Origin of the sequence: Actinoplanes sp. NPDC048988, from assembly GCF_043197815.1 — a bacterium.
Lineage (GTDB): Bacteria > Actinomycetota > Actinomycetes > Mycobacteriales > Micromonosporaceae > Actinoplanes.
In genome coordinates this window covers 1-19,019 of the sequence record NZ_JBICTW010000034.1, presented here as the reverse complement: position 1 = coordinate 19,019, position 19,019 = coordinate 1, and the positions used below count along the sequence as shown (strand labels likewise).

General features: G+C 67.8%; 10 protein-coding genes. All 10 read left to right on the top strand.

Annotated elements, in window-relative coordinates; all coding sequences use genetic code 11:
* Positions 1–356 precede the first annotated feature (356 nt).
* The 10 genes from ACGFJ7_RS46670 to ACGFJ7_RS46625 all read left to right on the top strand — a co-directional run bounded on the left by ACGFJ7_RS46670 (position 357) and on the right by ACGFJ7_RS46625 (position 18,651).
* Positions 357–1,160, top strand: coding sequence for a hypothetical protein (locus ACGFJ7_RS46670; RefSeq protein WP_392649001.1), 804 nt, complete (start codon positions 357–359; stop codon positions 1,158–1,160).
* Between the two features lie 68 nt (positions 1,161–1,228).
* On the top strand, positions 1,229–2,359 hold the full coding sequence (locus tag ACGFJ7_RS46665) for a hypothetical protein (RefSeq protein WP_392648999.1): 1,131 nt from the start codon (positions 1,229–1,231) through the stop codon (positions 2,357–2,359).
* Complete coding sequence (locus ACGFJ7_RS46660; protein ID WP_392648998.1) at positions 2,356–3,846, top strand: hypothetical protein; 1,491 nt, start codon at positions 2,356–2,358, stop codon at positions 3,844–3,846. Before ACGFJ7_RS46665 ends, ACGFJ7_RS46660 begins: the two co-directional genes overlap by 4 nt.
* On the top strand, positions 3,843–5,174 hold the full coding sequence (locus ACGFJ7_RS46655) for an AAA family ATPase (RefSeq protein WP_392648995.1): 1,332 nt from the start codon (positions 3,843–3,845) through the stop codon (positions 5,172–5,174). The genes ACGFJ7_RS46660 and ACGFJ7_RS46655 overlap by 4 nt, the downstream gene beginning before the upstream one ends.
* Positions 5,175–5,227: 53 nt before the next feature.
* On the top strand, positions 5,228–6,451 hold the full coding sequence (locus ACGFJ7_RS46650; RefSeq protein ID WP_392648993.1) for an exonuclease SbcCD subunit D: 1,224 nt from the start codon (positions 5,228–5,230) through the stop codon (positions 6,449–6,451).
* Positions 6,448–9,435 carry an AAA family ATPase gene (locus ACGFJ7_RS46645; protein WP_392648990.1) on the top strand — a complete coding sequence of 996 codons (2,988 nt, stop codon included), beginning with the start codon at positions 6,448–6,450 and terminating at the stop codon, positions 9,433–9,435. Before ACGFJ7_RS46650 ends, ACGFJ7_RS46645 begins: the two co-directional genes overlap by 4 nt.
* Before the next feature lie 191 nt (positions 9,436–9,626).
* Positions 9,627–11,171 carry a DUF2397 family protein gene (locus ACGFJ7_RS46640; protein ID WP_392648987.1) on the top strand — a complete coding sequence of 515 codons (1,545 nt, stop codon included), beginning with the start codon at positions 9,627–9,629 and terminating at the stop codon, positions 11,169–11,171.
* 11 nt (positions 11,172–11,182) lie between these two features.
* Positions 11,183–12,460 carry a DUF2398 family protein gene (locus ACGFJ7_RS46635; RefSeq protein ID WP_392648985.1) on the top strand — a complete coding sequence of 426 codons (1,278 nt, stop codon included), beginning with the start codon at positions 11,183–11,185 and terminating at the stop codon, positions 12,458–12,460.
* Positions 12,457–17,415, top strand: coding sequence for an SbcC/MukB-like Walker B domain-containing protein (locus ACGFJ7_RS46630; protein ID WP_392648982.1), 4,959 nt, complete (start codon positions 12,457–12,459; stop codon positions 17,413–17,415). The genes ACGFJ7_RS46635 and ACGFJ7_RS46630 overlap by 4 nt, the downstream gene beginning before the upstream one ends.
* A gap of 3 nt (positions 17,416–17,418) precedes the next feature.
* A complete protein-coding gene (locus ACGFJ7_RS46625) occupies positions 17,419–18,651 on the top strand; it encodes a TIGR02679 domain-containing protein (protein WP_392648979.1) in 1,233 nt (410 codons plus the stop codon).
* The last annotated feature ends 368 nt before the right edge of the window (positions 18,652–19,019 follow it).

Sequence of the window (19,019 nt, the reverse complement as noted above, 5' to 3'; positions counted from 1 at the left end):
GCTTCGCCGAGTCGGAAGGCAAGTTCTTGCGCGGGATCGTGTGGGCCGGAGCGCAGTTGGGCGTTGGGTCCAGTCGTCGCACAAACTGGCCGTTGTCTTCTGGGCGGCTGGTGGAGTGTCGATATGGCTGGGTCGTCCGTGTGTCGAGGGTACCTGCGTGAAGTCGTGCTTGCCTGCCGATCTCTGGCCGCTCAGGGTCCTTCTCGGCCGGCACGGGGACTGCTCTGGCGTGGCGCCAGGGGCAGGGTGGCTATCTCCCTGTGGCTTGGTCTTGACCGCCGGATGCGGCGTTCGCCGTCTCGCCCGAACTTTGGAAATACTTGGAACTCTTTGGTAGATCTGGTACGGTCGCTGCTATGCCCGATGCCATGGACGAGCTCGAAGCACGGATTGCGCAACTGCGCGGTCAAATTCGCCGCGCGCTCGCGTCGGGCGACCGCTCGGCAGTGCAACGGCTGCGCGCGGAGCTGCGAGCGGCAGAACTGAGCTGGGATGCGGCATTGCAGGAGTCGGACGATATGGCTCCGGTGGCTGCTCCTGTCGAGACCCTGTCAGCTGGCATGTCCTTGTTCCCGATCCGTGAGCAGGTCCACCAAGTACTTACGGTGCTCGGAGTTGCGACGGCGCCGCGCCTGATCGTCGCGACCTACGAGGCGCTGTTCGCCGGCGGGTTGGTCGCGACCAAACTTGCCAGCCTGCGCCGCGACGAAGAACGGTCCTTTCGTGCGGTGCCGTACTCCCGTCCCTACTACCTGTGCGGTGCTCTGACAGCCGACCAGCTCGTGGCGGCACGCGGCCTCCTGGCGATCTCCACCTGGCCACTGGATCGCCGCATCATAGGGCCGCTGTCACCCCGGGTCGACTTTCTCACCACCGCAATACGCCTGGCCCGCCACGTTCAGGCGACAGCAGAACTCGGACCGCAGGTCATCCGTCTGCTGTGGCCGTTCACGAACAACATCCCAGGCGCGGCCGGACCTGCCGGGGAGATCGAGCTTTCGAGGCTCATCACTGCGGCAGAAGCCGAGCTGAGGATTCACGTGGAGTCCGACCGCGTTGAGCGCGAGGCCGCGGCGGAACGCGCGCGGCGGCTTACCGACGTCGAGCAACTCTTCGGGGGCGGACATCTGCGTTCTATCCGGTCGATCGCGAACGGCTAGCTCTACCACTTCCCTTATCCGGCGGCCCGGTTTCCGCGAAGAATCGGACCCGTCCATCAGAGGATGACATGACTGTCGTCGACGAACGTTTGAACGCTTTGCGAGGTGCGGCGCCGCGAAAGCCGCACAACGCCCGTACTCTCGCCGCTCTCGCGGCGAACCCCGGCTGTCGAAGGCGCACCTTGCTGGATGCCGCCGGGATTGACAAAGGGAAGGTTGCTCAGGGCTTGGGTGTGCGTATCTCCATCGGGCAGCTGTCAAGCATCGCCATCGCCCGGGGGAAGGGATTCGAGGCCAAGGTCAAGGCGGACGGGTGTGCTGAGCTTCTTCGCTTGTTGCGCGAGCACATCGGTCTACCGGTCGCCGAGGCCCACTACCACGACCTCAACCCGTCCGACACCGACGACAGGATCACTTCCCGGCTCCGACGCTCTCAGCGCGCCCTCCAAGCGTCAGCGGAGTCGAGCGACCCGATCGGGTCGTTGTTCGACCATCCCATTCTGCAGCTTACGGTGAACGGGGTACCGGTCCGGATCGAACCGGATCTGATCGCGTTCAAACTCGGTGACCAGTTCTTCGTGGTGGAGATCAAGTCGTTCGCCATTCTGGACGGCACCGCCAACTCCGGCAAGGTCGCGGCCGCCGCGCAGCAGTCCGCGGTGTACGTGCTGGCGATGCGGGAGATGCTGCAGGCGGCCGGCCTGGACCCGAGCATGGTGTCGCACCAGGTGGTATTGGTATGCCCCAAGGACTTCAGCAACCAGCCCGTGGCGGAACTGCTGGACATCCGCAAACAGCTCGCGACACTGGAACGGCAGCTGAACCGGATGGAAACCGTCGAGGACTTACTGCCCTTGCTGCCCCAGGACCTGTCGTTCGACCTGCGGCTGGACGACTCAGGACTGCCCACTCGCGATCCCGAGGAACTCGCTGCGGCACTTTTTCAGGTGACCGCTCGCTACTCTCCTGAGTGTCTCGGTGCGTGCGAGTTGGGTGGCGTATGCCGGTCCGAGGCTAGCGGCACCGTGCCGGTGCTGGGCCGGGTGGTCCGCGAAGACCTGGGCGGGGTCGACTCCATCAAGGAGGTTGTCGAGCTCGCCACCGGCCGGCGAGAGCCGGACACGGGACAGCGGCAGGCAGCTGAGCAACTGCGCAGGGCGTACGCCATGCGCGAAGCCGCGCTGGGGGCGGCCCGGTGACCGTGCTGACCTCTCTGGCTAGGGCGTTGGCGGCCGACTCGATGACCCCGCAGCAGCTGACCGTCTTCCGCCACCAGCACATCTCCCATCAGCCGATCGTCGTCGTGCCGCTCACCCTGGCAGGCGAAACGAACGCGCCGCTGGCGGCACTGATCGGCTCCGACCGCGACCGGCCGAATGTGATCGTGACACGGCAGCCCCGCGAACGCGCTGAACGGCTGAACTTCGCCGGCAAGCTTGCCAGCGAAGTGCTGTTCCCGATCGAGATGGCCGCGAAGCGTACCCAGCCCTTCGGACGGGGACAGGATTCGCGTGTGCGAGTCGTCGACGCCCCGCAGATCTGGGTGCCGAACCCGGCCGGGATCGAGTTCATCAGCACGCTGGGCCGGATGACGAGGCTGCGTCAGATCGAGGGCCCGTGGGCAGTTCCCGCGACCGTGCGCCGGCTCGGCATTTGGCTGACCTGGTTCGCCGAACAGGCCGAGTTCGCCGACTCCGGGGCGCTGATCGCGGCGACACGGGCGCTGAGTGCAGTGTGGGCGACCGGGCAGAGCGATCTCGAGGACGGCAATCTCGCCGCTTTGATGGCGTGGCTCGCCCCTCCTTCCGGGATGGACGTCGCCTCGGCGGTTGCTCGGGCCGAAAACCCGGAACTGTGCCCGCCAGCTGGCCCTTCCACCGACCCGGTCTTCGACCGGCTCTTCCTGGAACCTGTGCTGCGCGACCTTGCGGCGGCGCGGACTCCCGTCGCCCATAAAGCAGTCCACCGCCGGTTGACTACGATGCTTGAGGAACAGATGTTGCCGACCTGGCAGCACGTGTGGGCAGCTATCGACCTGCTGCGCCAGGTGCCCGAGGCTGGGCGCGTCGCGAGACGGTGGGAACAGCAGCGCGACCGGTTCACCTCGTTTCACCAGTACGTCACCACCGACGGCAGGCCGCAGGCCAAACGCGACAACGCCAGTCGCAGCGGGCGCCGGCTGGCCGAGTTGGAACAGCGCATGGCAGCGTTTGAGGCGCAACGCGCCTTCGACGACCCGCTCGTGCTGGCGGACTATCGACTGACCGGTGAGGCGTTCGCCGGCCGCGTCGTCGATGTCGACGCGACCCGCCGTGTGCCGGGGCAACGCCGCAGCTTACTGCGCCCACGGGTCACCGTGGCGACCAGCGACCCGGTCCGCCTCGACGTCGGCCAGAACGTGTATGACCCGTCCCGCAACGGCCAACAGGCGATCATCGAGTCGGTGATCGACACCGAACAGGGCTGGCAGGTCGAACTCGAGCTGCAGAACCAGATGGGCAGCGGCCAGACCGCCAAGCCCGGCTCAGTTCCGGCACTTGGCGACGACGTTACGTATACGAGCGTGACCGAGACGTTCGTTCGGCGCCGGGCGTGGCCGGCCCGGGAGGACATTCCCTGGACCCACGGCGGGCCGCCTCCCGAGTACAAACCCGTAGCCGAGGACGCGGCGGAGGACTGGTCATGACCTCGCCTCACGAGCGCGCCGAACTCAAGACCGCCGAGATCATCGCCGCGTTCACCAGCGGTCGCCACCGCGGCGTCGTCGTCGACTCCCCACCCGGGGCAGGGAAATCCACCCTGGTGGGGCGCATCGCCGCCGAAATCGCGACCGGCGGTGAAACCGTCGTGGTCGTCGCGCAGACCAACGCCCAAGTCGACGACCTGGTCGCCAAGATCGCGGCCCGGCTGCCGCATCTGACCGTCGGCCGGCTGTCCCGCGAGGGCTACCTCGCGCCCTCATCTCTGTTGCTGTTGCCCAACGTCCAGGTCGAATCTCGCGCCGAAGACCTGCCCGACTGCCGCGTCCTGGTCGGCACCGCCGCCAAGTGGGCTCAGGTCCAGAGCACCCAAATGTGGCCGTGGGCTGTCGTGGACGAGGCCTATCAGATGCGTTCAGACTCGCTGCTGTTGATCGGGGAACTCTTCACCCGGATGCTGTTGGTCGGTGATCCCGGTCAGCTTGACCCGTTCTCTCCGATCGACGGCGAACGGTGGGCCGGTCTGCCCTGGGATCCCATGCAGAGCGCAGTCGCGGTGCTGCTGCGCAACAACCCGGACATCGTGCCCTACGAACTTCCGGTGACATGGCGACTGCCGCCCAGCGCCGCCACTGTCGTCCAGGAAGCTTTCTACCCTTTCACCGAATTCGACGCCGGCACCCAAGCCGGAGACCGCGCCATCCACGTGCCCACCGTCGGAATCCGCCGCACCGCCGTCGACGAAGTGATCGACCTCGCCGCCGGCACCGGATGGGGCTTCCTCGAACTGCCCGCCCGCAACACGTTGCGAACCGATGTCGACACGATCACCGCCACCGTCGACGTGGCCGTCCGGCTCCTGCAACGCGGCACCGAAACGGTCTGCGAACAAGCCCCCGGCGGCCGGCGGCTGACCGCCGACCGGATCGCCATCGGCGCCGCCCACCGCGACCAAGTCGCGGCAATCACCCGCGAGCTACGAACCCGCGACGACGCAGCGGCCGGACTCCGGGTCGACACCGCGAACCGCCTACAAGGCGCTGAACTCGACATCACCGTCATCCTTCACCCGCTGTCCGGCCGCATCGACGCCACCCCGTTCCACCTCACCCCCGGACGGCTGTGCGTCCTTACCTCCCGGCACCGTCACGCCAGCATCGTGGTGGGCCGCCGCGGCATGCCCGAGCTCTTGGACGCCCACCCGTCCACCGAGCCCATGCACCTCAAAGACTTCATCAAGTTCCCGGACGGCTGGGAGGCCAACCAGGCCGTCCTCGCCCACCTCGCCAACCACCGCGTCAGCACTCGCGGCTGACCGCCCCCGTTTCCTCTGGCTGCCGGCGCAGCCACGCGAAAGGCGACCCGTTCATGCTCTTCCTGCACACCTCCGACTGGCATGCCGGTCGAACCACCTACAACGAGCCCCGCATGCCCGACCTCGCCGATGCCATGACGGAAATCATCGACATCGCCAAACAACACCAGCCCGACGGCATCCTGCACTCCGGTGACCTGATCGACCACTCCCGCGTCAGCCACACCGACATCGAACGCGTCGTCGACTGGCTCGCCGAATTGGCCGCCATCGCCCCCACGATCGTCGTCGCCGGCAATCACGACAACGTCGCCCTGCACCGCTACCTCGACAAACTCGGCCGCCGACAGCAGCTGCATTTCGTCAGCCAGCCACGCGGCGCCCACGCGGACTACCTCGTCGTGCCCGGCCGAGATGGCAACCGCGCCCGGGTCGGGGTCCTGCCATTCATCTATCCCCAACGCATAAGCACCGTCCCCGGCGCCGAGTCATGGTCGAGCACCTACCGCGAACAACTCGCCACCCTGCAAGCGCAGATCGCTGCCGGCATGGCGGACGGTCTGGACCCGCGATCCGAAGTCACCGTGTTCGCGGCTCACGTACACGTAACTGGGGCCGGCCTGACCGGCAGCGAACGCAAGCGACACGTCACCGACGAATTCGCCATCGACCCGAACGCCATCCCCGCCGTCGACTACGCAGCGTTCGGACACATCCATCAGCCGCAGGCGCTGCCCGGCAGGGTCGTCGGACGCTACGCCGGCTCGCCGATCCCTCTCGACTTCGGTGAAGCCGGCCAGCGCAAAAGCGTCACCCTCGTGAGGCTGGAGCCCGGTAAACCGGCAGCGTGTGACGAGATCTTCTTGCGCGGCGGCCGCCAACTCGTCAAGTTCGAAGGCACCAGCGACGAGCTGCGTAAACAGGCCGACTCAATCGGCGACGCGCTCTGCCTGATCACGGTGCACACCCCGGAATACGACCCCGCTCTTTCACAACGCGTGCAGACGATGCTCCCACGCGCGTGCGTCCTGGATGTACAGCAACGCGTCGCGGGCGCGCAAGCCCGCGCCGATATCGTCGAGCCAGGGCAAATACCGGTGCAGCGCAGCCTGCTGGAATCGTTCGAACAGTACGTGAACGACAACGGCACCGGCACCGCGCCGATCGAGACGGTCACCGCCCTGATGACGGAGTTCCTCGCCGCCGCCCAAGACGACCGCGACCCGTACTTCCCCGCCGAGGCGCAGCTCAGCAACACGACGGGCGGTCTGGCATGAAACCGCTACAGCTCTGGTTTTCCGGACTTCGCTCCTACGTCAGCGAACAACACCTCGACTTCCGCGGTCATCATCTCGTCGGGGTCACCGGCGATACCGGGGCCGGCAAATCCAGCATCCTGATGGCGATCAACTTCGCCCTGTACGGCACCACCACCTGGGAATCCACCTCATCAAAACCTTTGATCGCCGACGGCGGCGCCGGCATCCTGAAGGTGACCCTGGAATTCGAGATCCGCGGACGACAGTGGCGGGTGACCAGGAAGCTGTCGAGAAAGCCCACGGGCAACGAACACAAGCTGGAAGCACTCGACGGCGCCGAGACCGTGCACGGACGAGCGGTCACCCCACGCGTCGCCCAGCTCATCGGCATGGACAACAAGACGTTCCTGCGCTCAGTACTACTGCCGCAGGGAAAGTTCGAGCAGCTACTGCACGCCAGCAACAGCGAGCGCGCCGGCATCCTCAAAGGGCTGCTCGGTCTCGACATCCTCGACACCGTCGCCGACACCGCCCGCCGACACCGTGATGCGCTCATGCCCGCCTACCTCGACCTGCGAGCACGTAAAGAAGCCCTCGGAGACCCCCGAGCGGCCGCCGCGGCCGCCGCCAGCCAAGCCGAGGCAATCGGCACCCAACTCGACGAACTCACCCGGGCGCAGGAAGCTGTTGCCGCCCTCTCCCTCAGGGAGACGACCGCAGCGCGCGAACACGCCGACTTGGCCAAACTGCAGACGGCGCTCGCGGCGGCAGGCCGCACCGACGCAGCGCAGCGGCTGCGCGAGCTGGCCCAGCTCGACGCCGACATCACCAACCGCGAGCAAGACCTGGACACGCAGGCCGAGCCTCTGCAAGGCCGGCGCGACGAACTCGTCACCGAACTGGGCGAATTGCGGCCTGGCGGATCGAAAGCGGGACAGCTGACATCGGCAATCGGCCAGCTGCCTCAACTTCGCGAACGCCTGAACAACCAGGCGCAGCGCCGCGAGCGCCACGAAACCGACGTCGAAACGGTGCGCGCTCTGCAGGCCGAGGTTGCCGCGGCAACGGCCGAGGAAACCAGGCACACCCCGCTATTGGCCAACGCCGAATCCGTGCTCACCAACCACAACCGCACCGTCGGTGACCTCACGAAGAGCCTGGAAGGCCTCCAAACCGCGCTCAGCGCAGTTCGCGACATCGCCGACCACGCCCAGCAGCTCAGCAAGGCCAAGCCTGATCTCGACGGTGCGGTCAGCGCAGCCGCCGCGACCATGGCCAAGGCCCGCGATGCGAAAGCAACACTCGAGCGGGAACTCGCCGCTGCTGAGGCTGAACTGCAGTGGCAGCAACGAGCTAACGCCGCCGCGCACGCCGGCGAAGGGCTAGAACCAGGTGCCGCCTGCCCGGTCTGCCAGCACCCCGTCCCTGACGAGTACGCCCCGCCACACGCGCCGGATCTCACCGCCGCACAAGGCACCGTCGCATCGGCTCGGGAAAAGCTGAGCGAGGCCAACCAGAAGGTCACCGACGCCGTCGCCGCCCACCGCGAGGCGCAAACGCTTGCCCTGCAAGCAGACGACAACCTCACGTCGCAGAACACGCGGCTCCAAACCGCTATCGATGAGCTCGCGACGAAGATCGGCGCGTTCTCGCTGGACGCCGACGACAAGGCGATTCTGGCCCCGCAGCATGACGCTGTACACAAGATGAGCGCCGAGACGCCAGCCCTCACCGAGGCGGTCGAGAAGCTGCGAGCCAGCAAAGCTGAGGTCACCGCCAGAGCCAAGACCATCGGCAAACAGATCGACAAGCAGGTCGCCGCACTGCGCCGCGACCAGCACGAGCTGGAAAAACTAGAAGCCGCCATCGATGAACTCGTCGCGCAGATACCAGATCAGCATCGCCCTCAGCAGCTCACCATTGACGCCGTCGACGCCCGGCACCGGGCCGCCGTCCTGGAGCAGAAGGACCTCGCCGAACGATGGCGGGTACTCGCGGACCTCGACCGCGGCCTTGGGCAAATCGCGACTCAGCGCCGGAGTCTCGCAGCACGCCGCACCGAACAGGTGACCAGACCGGCCGCCATCGCAACCCAAGCCGCCTTGACGTTACGAACCGCGCAGTCAGCGATCGCCGCGAAACTTGCCCTTCCAGAGACCCCCGACATCGACCTAGCCGCTGACATCAACACCCACGCCCGATGGGCCGCACAGGTCGCCGAGGACGCTCAGAACACCACATCAGCCGCCGGTCAACAGCTCCTACAGTTCGAGCACACCCGACGCGGATGCGCGCAAGAGAGCGCCGCTATCATCGCGAAGGCGCCCACCAACGGCAAACCGCTCGACGAAGCGGTCAGCGACGCCATCGGAGGCAAGGCCGTCGCCGACAGCGCCCACCGAGACGCGAACGCCAAAACCGTCGAGCACGACGCCCTGGCCGACCGTCTCAAAACTGTCCAACCGCACATGGACGGCCTCAGCGCCCTGGTGAAGCTCCTCAGCGACGGCCAATTCGTGGCCGGCGTCGTCAACGAGCGACAGCAGACTCTGCTGGGGACAGCAACGGGACTTCTCCGCGACATGTCCGTAGGTCAATTCGCGTTCGGCCCTGACTTCCAAATATGGGACGAGCACACCTGCCGGCTCCGAGACGTCAAGACCCTCTCCGGCGGCGAAACCTTCCAAGCCAGCCTCGCCCTCGCCCTGGCCCTTGTCGAACACGCCAGCAGCAGCGGCGGCCGAGCCGAAGCCCTGTTCCTCGATGAAGGCTTCGGCACCCTCGACCAGACTTCCCTGGCCGAGGCCCTCGACGCCCTGTCCACCCAGGCAAGCACCGGCCGACTGGTCGTGGTCATCAGCCACATGCTGGCCGTCGCCCAGCACGTCACCTCGCTGATCCGGGTCAACAAGACGCCGACCGGCAGCAGCCTGCGCTGGGCCACCGACGCCGAACTCAATCTCCTTGCCGACGCCGTCGACGCAGAAGGCCTACACACGTGAGGGCGACATGATGAATCATCCGGTGGCTGCTGCCGGCTGTCCTACTTATCCGAGGTGATCTTGTGGTGGCGTGGACTGGCCTTCGGCCGTAGGGTGAGGGAGTCTGTGACTGGTTAATCTCGGACAGTCACAACGTGTCGGTGGGTGCCACGGCGATAGTGCGGTGGGCAAGGTTGTCGGGAGGTAGGCCCATGCCGAACCCACCACGGCTGTGGTGGCAGGACATCGACCCGGTGGTATGGCGGTGCTTCGGCCAGCCCGAGGACCTTGCACGCGAGCGCAACACCGCGGTCCTGGCTGCGCTGGAGGAACTGGCGACCCGAGCGCCCATGTCGACCCTGGCCGAGATCAGCACCCAAATGCGGGAGGTCGGCTTTCGTGATCAGGCCAGTGACCTCGAGCTGCGCGTCGTCCTGGACTACCTGACAGGGGCTTTGCTAGTCGAACCGTTCCGGGACTACGCCGCGCTCAACGCTGGCCTGGACGCGGTGGTCCGCCGTCAGGAAGCGTGGGCGCTGACCAAGATCGGCCGGGCGGTTGTCGCGGCCGTGCGGACCGCGGTCGTCGATTCCCGGCGGGCGCTGCAACTGCCGAGCCGGCTGCTTGACAGCGTCGAACGAACGGTTCGTGACCTGGCTGAGCATGTCGTTTCCGACGCGGGCCTGTTGCCCGGCGACTTGGATGACGTCCGGACTCGCCTGGAGGAGATGCAGCGGGTCACCGCTGACTTCTACGCGGCGCTGGCGCAGATGGTGCAGTCGGACGTGACCGATGATTTGCTGTTTGGCGAGAACCGGGACCGGGTCATCGAAGCGCTGCGGCAGTTCCCACGCGAGTACGGCCGGGCGCTGCGCCGGGTCGAGGCGGCGCTGACCGATCTGGAATCGTGTGGGCACCGGACACTGGTGGAGACCGCCGTCGGGCACGCGGGGCTTCTCGATGCCCGCGACCAGCAGGACTGGATTGACGAACGGATCCGGCGGCTGGCCGATCTGGCCGCCTGGTTCGCGCCGACCGGATCGGTGCAGCGCCTCATCTCGTCGGCGGCCGGCGCGGTGCACACACTGCTGGTGGCGATCGATCGCCGCTATACAGCGTTGCGGCGCGGCTCGGATCTGGCCGCCGACTTCCGGGAACTCGCGTACAGCTTGTTCGCTCAGCCCGACGATGACGCGGCGCGCCGGGTGTACGCGGCGGCGTTCGGGCATTGGCCGGCGGTTCACGCCGTCGTCGGCACAGCCGGGGAGGACGTCGCCCATGCGACGGTCGCGGCCGGGGGGACGAGCCGTCACCAGGTGGAGGTGGTGTTGCGTGAGCACGAACGTGCCGGCCGGGTCAGCGGCCGTCCGCGTAAAGTTCCCGACGCCGGCGCCGCTCGCGCGGCCGCGCTGAAGAAGGCCGCCGCGACCGCGGAGAACCGCCGGCGTTTCGCCGCCTTACTGGTGACCGACGGGGAGGTACCGCTGGCGCATTTCGCCGGCCTTGAGACCGCGGCCATGGTGATCTTGCTCGGCGCGGTCGAGGTCGCTCGCAACGCCATCGATGCCGCGACCGGGTACGGCGAGGCCCACGCCGAAGGCGCCAGCGTCGTGGTCCGAGTCCGGTTGGGCCACCCTGGCGCAGGCACGGCCATCCGGTTTCCCGAAGGCGTTCTGGTGGCACCGGACCTGCTGATCACGGTCACCCCGACGGAGGCCGGGCAACAAACCGCGATAGCGGCGGAAGGCGCGGCGTGAACGAACGACCCATGCTCGACCCGGATCTGGCCGATGCCGCCCGGCATCTGCTGCTCACCTGCCGGATCTCGTCGGCCCAGGACCCGCTGCGATACCGGGCGGTACTGCGTGGACGGCGCGAGCTCACCGACTTCTTCCGTACGGAACTGGGATGGGACCTGCACATTCACGATGTCTCCGGGGTCGTGCGGTTACATAAGCGCCGCGATGACGTGCCCGGTGACCGCGGGCCACGGCTGCAGCGGCGTACCGGACGCGGTGACCTGGCGCCCGCCCAGGTGCTGGTGCTGGCCGCACTGGTGTGCGAGCAGCTATGGCGGCGTCCGCGAATCAGCTTGCGGGAGTTACTGCAGTCGGTCGCGCAAGTATGCGCCGCCGAGGCGGGCACCGGCCGGCTTCCGCCGTTCCGGATCGTCGCCACCGATGGTGTCAGCAAACGGGAGGCGCAGGCGGCTCGGGAGGACATCGTCGACGCGATCAAGCTGTTGCAGGCTGACGGGGAGATCAGCGTCGACGCGGATCTGGACCGGGCGGTCACTGACGACAACGCGGAGGTGTTCATCACTGCGGACCGCGACAGCCTGGCCAACAAATTCGCGTCCCTGTCACCCACCTTGCTCTCGCTGAGCACCCGGCCCATTGAGGCGCATGTCGCCGCACTTACCGCGGTGTCGCTGCCGGACGCCGAACCGGATGCCGTGCTGCAGCGGCAGGCCGGCGTGGAGGGACGCCGGCTGACCGCGCTGCGCCGTGTCGTCGACGACCCTGCGGCCGACCCGGGCGACGACCCGAACCCGGTCGGCTATCTGGCTACCTCGACTGGCCGGGAGAGGGCGTTGAACATCGCGTCGTCGCTGGGTCTAGTCACGACCGTCCGCCGGGACTGGTGGGAGATCGTCGACCCGACCGGGACGGCATCGGATGCCGACTTTCCGCAGGGCCGCAAGACGGAACGGCAGGCGGCGCTGGCGTTACTGTCGCACTTGCCGTTCCACGGCGCTGACGAGATCAACACCGACGAAATTCTGACGCTGTTCGACGAGATTCGCCAGGACATGCCGCGGTGGGCTGCCGGATACGCCGAGCGGCTGCCCGCGCTGGTGCGTGCCGCGGCAGCGGAACTGGTGACGGCCGGGCTGCTGCGCCAGGCCGGTGACTGCCGCTGGCGGATTCTTCCCGGTGTGCATCTGTGGCGGGTCCGGGTTCGCCAGGGCCAGACGGGGCGGGAAGGTCGTCACCGCGCCGCATCCGAGGACAACGCCCGCGCTGGCGAACAGGAGGAGCCGTGAGCCTGATCGCGTATCCGGGCCGGTGGAGCGTCGGCGACGAAGAGCAGGTCTCTGACGGCACCGACGGTCCGATGGTGGCCGGCAGGTGGCAGCCGACCCGGGCCGGTGCGGTGAACTCATGGGCGTGGACCGATGAGACGTTCGTGTTCGCCGACGGCTGGCTCGCGCTGGCCGGCCCGAACGGTTCCGGGAAGTCGTTGACCGCGTCGATGCTGGTGACCGTCCTGCTCGACGGGGAGGTGTCGCAGAAGGCGTTGTCGGTGTCCGGTGAGGCCGCCGGAACCCTCATCGACCGGCACACCGACCGTAACGCGAAAGAAGACCGCACCGGCGTGTGGTGGCTCGAGTACGGTTACCGCGATCCGGAGACCGGTGACGTCCGTTATATGAGCACCGGGCTGTGGTTACGGTCGCAGAGCAGCGGCCTGCAGAAGGCGTTCTTCCTGTCGCCGGGCCGGGTCGGCACCGACCTGCTGCTGCAACGGCAACGGGATCCGGTCAGCATCGAAGGGCTCGCCGAACAGGTCACGGCGGCCGACGGCCGGCTGTTCACCTCGCACGAGCGACTCACCGCCAAGATCCGCGAGTACAGCAACATCGCGGACGAAAACCAGTACCGCGACGCGATCCGAACCACGCTGTTCGCGCCGCTGGACTCGGTGCAGTTCGACGCTCTAGTCGGCGTGCTGCGCAGTCTGCGTAGCGTTCGCACTGCGGAGGCGATCTCCCCGAACCAGATGCGGTCGGTACTGACTGAAGCGCTCCCGGCGCTTGACCCGCGGGCATTGCAGTTCATCGCCGACACCATGGAACGCATCGCCGACCTGGAAGAGCAGCTCAAACGGGCCCGTGCCGAAATCCGGCAGTTGGAGCAGTCCGAGCAGCACTACCAGCGCTACATCGATGCGGTCATCGCCGAGGAGGCGGGGCACCTGGCGCATGCGCAAACGGTCTTCGACGATCATGCCCGCCAGGCTCGCCTCGCGGAACAGCAGCGCGATAGCGAAGACGCCGCTGCGCGACGGGTGAGCGGGCGCCGCCAGCAGTTGCGGACCGAGACCGCCGATGTGCGGGGGCGGCTGCAGGCAGCCGAGGACGCGTTGCGTGAGCACGCCGGCGCCGAGCTGCCGCACCTGGAACAACGCCTGCATGACCTGCGGCAGCGGCACGGCCAGCTGGAGCAGGCCCGTGACGACCTGCAGACCGAAGCGAAGCAAGCCGCTGAGCGGGCGTTGGAGTCAGCCGGGCAGGTCCACAGCGGCCAGGAGCAGTTGACGGGCATCAGTTCCCTGCTGCGCACGACAGCCGCCGAGGTCGGCGCCCAAGCGTTCGTTGACCGGCTCGCCGATGCCACCGAGCGGGTCGCGACCCTCGCCACGGTGGAACACATCGTGCCGAATCTGGACGTGCAGCGACTCACGCAGACACCCCGCGGCTGGGCGGAGGCCCGAACGACCAGCCTGAACGGCATCGACACCGCCCTGCATAAGCATGATCTGGCGCAGGCGCAGCAGCGCACCGAGGCCGGCCATCTACGGACCGCGGAGAACGAGTATGACCGGATCGCCGACCTGGCCGCCGACGCCGCCGCCGACCGACGCGCCGCTGAGCAGGCCTTCCTGACGCAGCTGCACGTGTGGGACGAGCAGCGACTGCAACTTCCCGCGGTACCCGCCGAGCTGAGCGTCGATGCCGAAGACCGGATCGATCCCGCCCAACTGGTGGAGTGGCTGCACCGGACGGTGAACAGCACCCGCGACCGTATCGCTCTGGCCGCCCGCGAGCAGGACGTCCGACATCGCACCGACGCGGTCGAGAAAGCGGCCGGTGTCCTGAGACAAGCGACAGCGGCACGCGAGCAAGCCGAACGTGACGCCGACCAGGCGGACCGGCGCCTGGCACAAACCCGTGAGCAGGCCGAACAGCAGCGCACTGAAGCAGACGCGTTCGGTCGGCAGGCGCACATCGACCACGACGCGGCCGGCGCGGCAGCACGCCAGATCACGACGGCAGCCGAACATGCGCTCGAGGCGAGCCGGGCGGCGGCCAGCCAGGCCGCACGGCAGTGGGTGGGAGAAGTCGTCGCCTGGCAAGCCGGACTGGTCCATCTCGACGGCCGGACGGTGACCCTGCCCGACGATCCGGACGCCATCGACGTACGGCAGCCGTTCGTCGACTTGGAACGAGCACATGCCGCCGCCCTCAGCGGTCTGCACCGGGCCATCGCTGACGCCGACCGGGCCGTCGCCGAAGCCGAAGGCCGTGCCGCGACCATCGAAACGGACCTGGCGGCGGCCCGCCGCCAACCGCCCGTCCCGCAGGCGCCGCCGTGGCGGTCACCACGCGATCCGCACGCCGGCGTGCCGCTGTGGGCAACAGTCGCGTTCGCCGACCACGTCAGCGCCGACGAAGCCAACCTGATCGAGGGCGCCCTGTTGACCGCGGGCCTGCTCGACGCCCTGGTCACCGCGGACGGCCTGGTCAACGACGGCGACCTACTGCTCGCCGGGGACAGCCCAGCACCGGGCCGCAGCCTCGCCGACGTGCTCACCGTCGAAGCCCGCCCCGACGTCGACCCGCAACTGGTGGGGTGGCTGCTGCGCGCCGTCGCCATCGACCTCGCCGGCAGCGATTTAAGGATCGGTCGTCTGCGTACCGGGGCGGTGATCGCGACCGCACCCCGCGGCTACCAGGCCACCTTCATCGGTGCGACCGCCCGCGAACGGGCCCGGCTGGCCCAGGTAGCCGACCTTGAACAGCAGCTCGCGCAGGCCCACGCCGACGTCCGCGCCGCCCGCCAGCAACGAAAAGGTCTGCACACCGCGGTCGAAGCAGCCGGGCAGGAACGGGACCGGTTCCCTGGTACCGAATCGGTCTCCCGAACACGCGCCCAGGTCACCGCGATGCAACTCGAGCTTGCCGCCGCGCGGCAGCAGACCGCCCAGGCGCTCGCGGCCGCAGCAGCCGACCTGACCACAGCCCTCGCCCGCGTCGCGGACCTGCACCGTGAGATCGACCGGACGGTCGAGCAGGCACGTCTGGCCACCGTTACCGCCGGCGATGACCTGCGGCGAGCACGGGAAGCCGAGTCCGACGCTGATGCGGCTCTGCGCAGCGCCCAGGAAGAGCTGGCCGAAGCCGTCCTGCAGCGCGACGACGCCCGCACCGCCGAGCAGCAATGCACCGTCGAACAGAACCGCTTCCCGGACCTGGACGAACTGCGCCGGACCAGCCGCGACGAGGACGACACCGCCCGCGACGAGGCCGGTGCCCGCGCCCAGGTCGACGAACATCGGCGCCGGCACGGCGCCGCCGGTGAGCACGTCCGGCAGACACTGCGCGAGCTCAACACGGCAGCGACCCTGCCGGACGGGTCGATACTGCCGACCGACCGGGACAGCTTGCAACGCCACCGTGCCGCTGTCGGCACCCTCGTGCAGCAAATCGACGCCTGGCAAAGCGCCGCCTCGCGCACCCTCGAACTCCTCAAGAACGCGCACCGCGACCACGGCACGGCGGCTCGGTTCGCCACCCGGCTGCAGAGAGCAGCCGCCGACGCCGACAAAATCGGGCTCGAAGCTGACCAACTCTTCGCCCGCGTCGAGGAAACCCGCAACCTGTACGGCGCCGAATACGCCGAACTGCGCGCTAAGCAAGAAGCCCTGACCAGCGAACTTGAAGCCAAGGAGGCCGAGGACAAGCAGCTCGAAGCTGACTTCCGCGAGCACGACCGGGCCGCGGCCAGCGCACAGGCCACACTCGACGGAATCGCACCACGCCGCGAAGAGGCCGACAAGCACCGCACCGCCTGCTACCTGCGTGTCTGCCTGCTGGTCACACACGGCTTCGCTGCCCTGCCTGAAACCTTGACCAGCGACGAGCAGGGGCGGCCCGCGAACATCACCGCCGCGCTGACCTGGTCACGGCAACTCCTGGCCGACAAACCCGCCACCACAGCACGCCTGGACACTCTCAAGACAAACCGGGAACGTGCGCAACGGCAGCTGGAAACGACCATGCGCTCGGTCAACCGGGCACTCGCCGAGTTCGACCAGCAGCTGGACAGCACCACCCTCGAAGGCACCGAATGGCGCCGGATCACCCTGGCCGCCCCGAACGCCGCCGTCGGCGAAGACCTGCGCCAAGCCGCGGACACGCTACGAGCCACCGCCGAAGGACTCGAACAAGACCTACGCCAAGACATCAAAGCAACCCTCAAAACCTCGATGTTCACCCAGCTACGACGCGACATCCAAACCCGCCGCGAGGCCGCCCGCGACCTGGTCAGGCACATCCGCGCCACCCTCGAACACGTCCGCACCGGCGTCGCCCAGGTCGGCGTGCAGGTCGACTGGAAAGTCCGCGACGACGACAACTCCCAGCAGATGGTCACCCTGCTCGCCGCCCCACCCTCCGACGAAGTCTTCGATCAGATGTACGCGATCCTGCGGCAACGGATGGAGGATGCCGGTGACGAACCATGGACCGACCGGGTCGCGCACACCTTCGACTACCGCTCCTGGCACCAATGGGACATCAGCGTCACCCACAGCAGCTTCGGCACCGACCAATTCCGGCCGGTCAACGCCCGCTCTAACCCACTCAAAGGCCTGTCGACCGGCGAGTCCCGGCTGGCGACCATGCTGCCACTACTGGCCGCCGCCTGGTCGATGTACTCAGCACCCACCTTCCAAGGGCCGCGGCTGCTGTCCATCGACGAGATCGACGCAGCGTTCGACGAACCGAACCTGCGCCAAATCCTCGCCCTGCTGCGCACCTGGAACTTCGACGTCCTGGCGACCACACCGACCATCGCCCCACTGATCAAACGCGAATCCCAGCACGTCGTCGTCCACGAAGTCGTCACCGACGGCCGGCACCGGATCACCGTGCCATGGCTGTGGCGCGGCAACGGCGAACCCTCCCCCCTGACCCTGCCGATTACTAGTGGGTGACGGGTGGCCGCCGACCTGAACTACCTGGCACACGACCCAGACCTGCTGCCCCTGTGGCGAACCGTCCACGGCCGTCTGTGCGCCGGCACCAGCCCGGATATGATCAACGCTGTCCGCGTTACCGGCCTGAGCACCGCCGGAATCGCACAGTTACGCACCTGGCTCGACACGTCCACCCGGCGCCGCAGAGGCGCCTCCGCCGTCGCCACCGACGGTGACACCACGACCGTCCCGCTGCGCGAGCTGCTCGGCGTCCTGCACCTCGAACCGGCCCAGCTGGGCACCCTCGTGGAGAACGCCGTCGGTGCCGCGATCGTCGACCGCAGTGCCGCCGCCCTCGCAGCCGCGGCGTTACGAGAACAGCTGTGGCAATACGCCGTCGAACGCCTTCCCGGACTGCCGCGGCTGCTCGCCCGGCTCCGGGCGACCGGAGTAGGCGAGGACGACACCGCGATTCGCCACAGCATCGCCGCCCTGGCCGCCGTACTACACCGACTGCCCGTCCAGCCGCCCATCCCGCTACCCAAACTCGCCCACGACATCACCGGCGACCCGCACTACTTCGACCTCGATACCCTCAACGGCAACCGGCTGGTCGCAGCGCTCGCCGAACGGGCCGGGCAACCTGAACCAGCCAGACCCGACTTGATCCGCGCGGTCCTTGCCGCCAACGGCATCATCGCCGACCGGCTCTCGGCAACCGTCCTGCTGCTCAACGTCGTGGTCGACGGCGACGGCCCCATCGACCGGCGACTACGCGAGTCGCCAGCCCCGGTCGCGCTCACCCTGCTCGACCTGGTCGAGCACCCACCGCTGCTCGCACCGCAGGTCCTGACCGTTGTGGAGAACCCGTCGGTCATCGAGATCGCTTACACCACCGGAATCCGGCAACCCCTGGCCTGCACCAGCGGTCAACTCCGCGCTGTCGACCACACGCTATTCCAACTCGCCGTCAAACACGCCGTGACCTTGCGATACGCCGGTGACATCGACCCGGCAGGCCGACAAATCGCCGCGGCGGTCGCAGCCACCTACGGCGCGCAGCTGATCGGGATGGATGAGGAAACCGCAGCCGACGCCAACCTGCGCCCGGCGATTTTGCCCGCGCTCGACGTCAGTGGAGGAGCAGGGCTGAGCCCGGTCTATCAAGAGCATGACGCAGTCCTTGCGCGGATCCTCGATCAATCGGCCAGCCTGCCACCGGTGCGGACACACCGCGATGACGAAGGCGCATAATCGTTCGGCGGCCGAGTTCGGCTTCGAACGGGCAGTCATTGCCTCTGTGCTCATAGCCAGCTCGCCTCAAACAGTCTGTGCGGCTGGCACGAAACGTCAACCGGCTCAAGCCGGTGCGGCCCTCCGTTGCCATTGGCGGCGGCTAGAGGACCGGGGTTGTACCGGCCTGGTGTCACGGGCCTGACGGGATATGGTCATGCCATGCTCAGCGCCTCTACCCAAAATAGTCTCTACCTGGCGATGGCAGCGACCCTCACCGGGGACAGCGTCGACCTAGGCCGTGTTTCGTAGCGGCGTCGATGTTGAGGCGTGTTGGTGATCGATAACAGAAGAGGTCTCCGGTAGTTGGTTCAGCGACCAAGCTAGAA

Excerpts from the sequence above, each read along its gene's own strand:
- ACGFJ7_RS46670 (WP_392649001.1), top strand. The coding sequence starts at position 357 with ATGCCCGATGCCATGGACGAGCTCGAAGCACGGATTGCGCAACTGCGC.
- ACGFJ7_RS46665 (WP_392648999.1), top strand. The coding sequence starts at position 1,229 with ATGACTGTCGTCGACGAACGTTTGAACGCTTTGCGAGGTGCGGCGCCG.
- ACGFJ7_RS46655 (WP_392648995.1), top strand. The coding sequence starts at position 3,843 with ATGACCTCGCCTCACGAGCGCGCCGAACTCAAGACCGCCGAGATCATC.
- ACGFJ7_RS46650 (WP_392648993.1), top strand. The coding sequence starts at position 5,228 with ATGCTCTTCCTGCACACCTCCGACTGGCATGCCGGTCGAACCACCTAC.
- ACGFJ7_RS46645 (WP_392648990.1), top strand. The coding sequence starts at position 6,448 with ATGAAACCGCTACAGCTCTGGTTTTCCGGACTTCGCTCCTACGTCAGC.
- ACGFJ7_RS46640 (WP_392648987.1), top strand. The coding sequence starts at position 9,627 with ATGCCGAACCCACCACGGCTGTGGTGGCAGGACATCGACCCGGTGGTA.
- ACGFJ7_RS46635 (WP_392648985.1), top strand. The coding sequence starts at position 11,183 with ATGCTCGACCCGGATCTGGCCGATGCCGCCCGGCATCTGCTGCTCACC.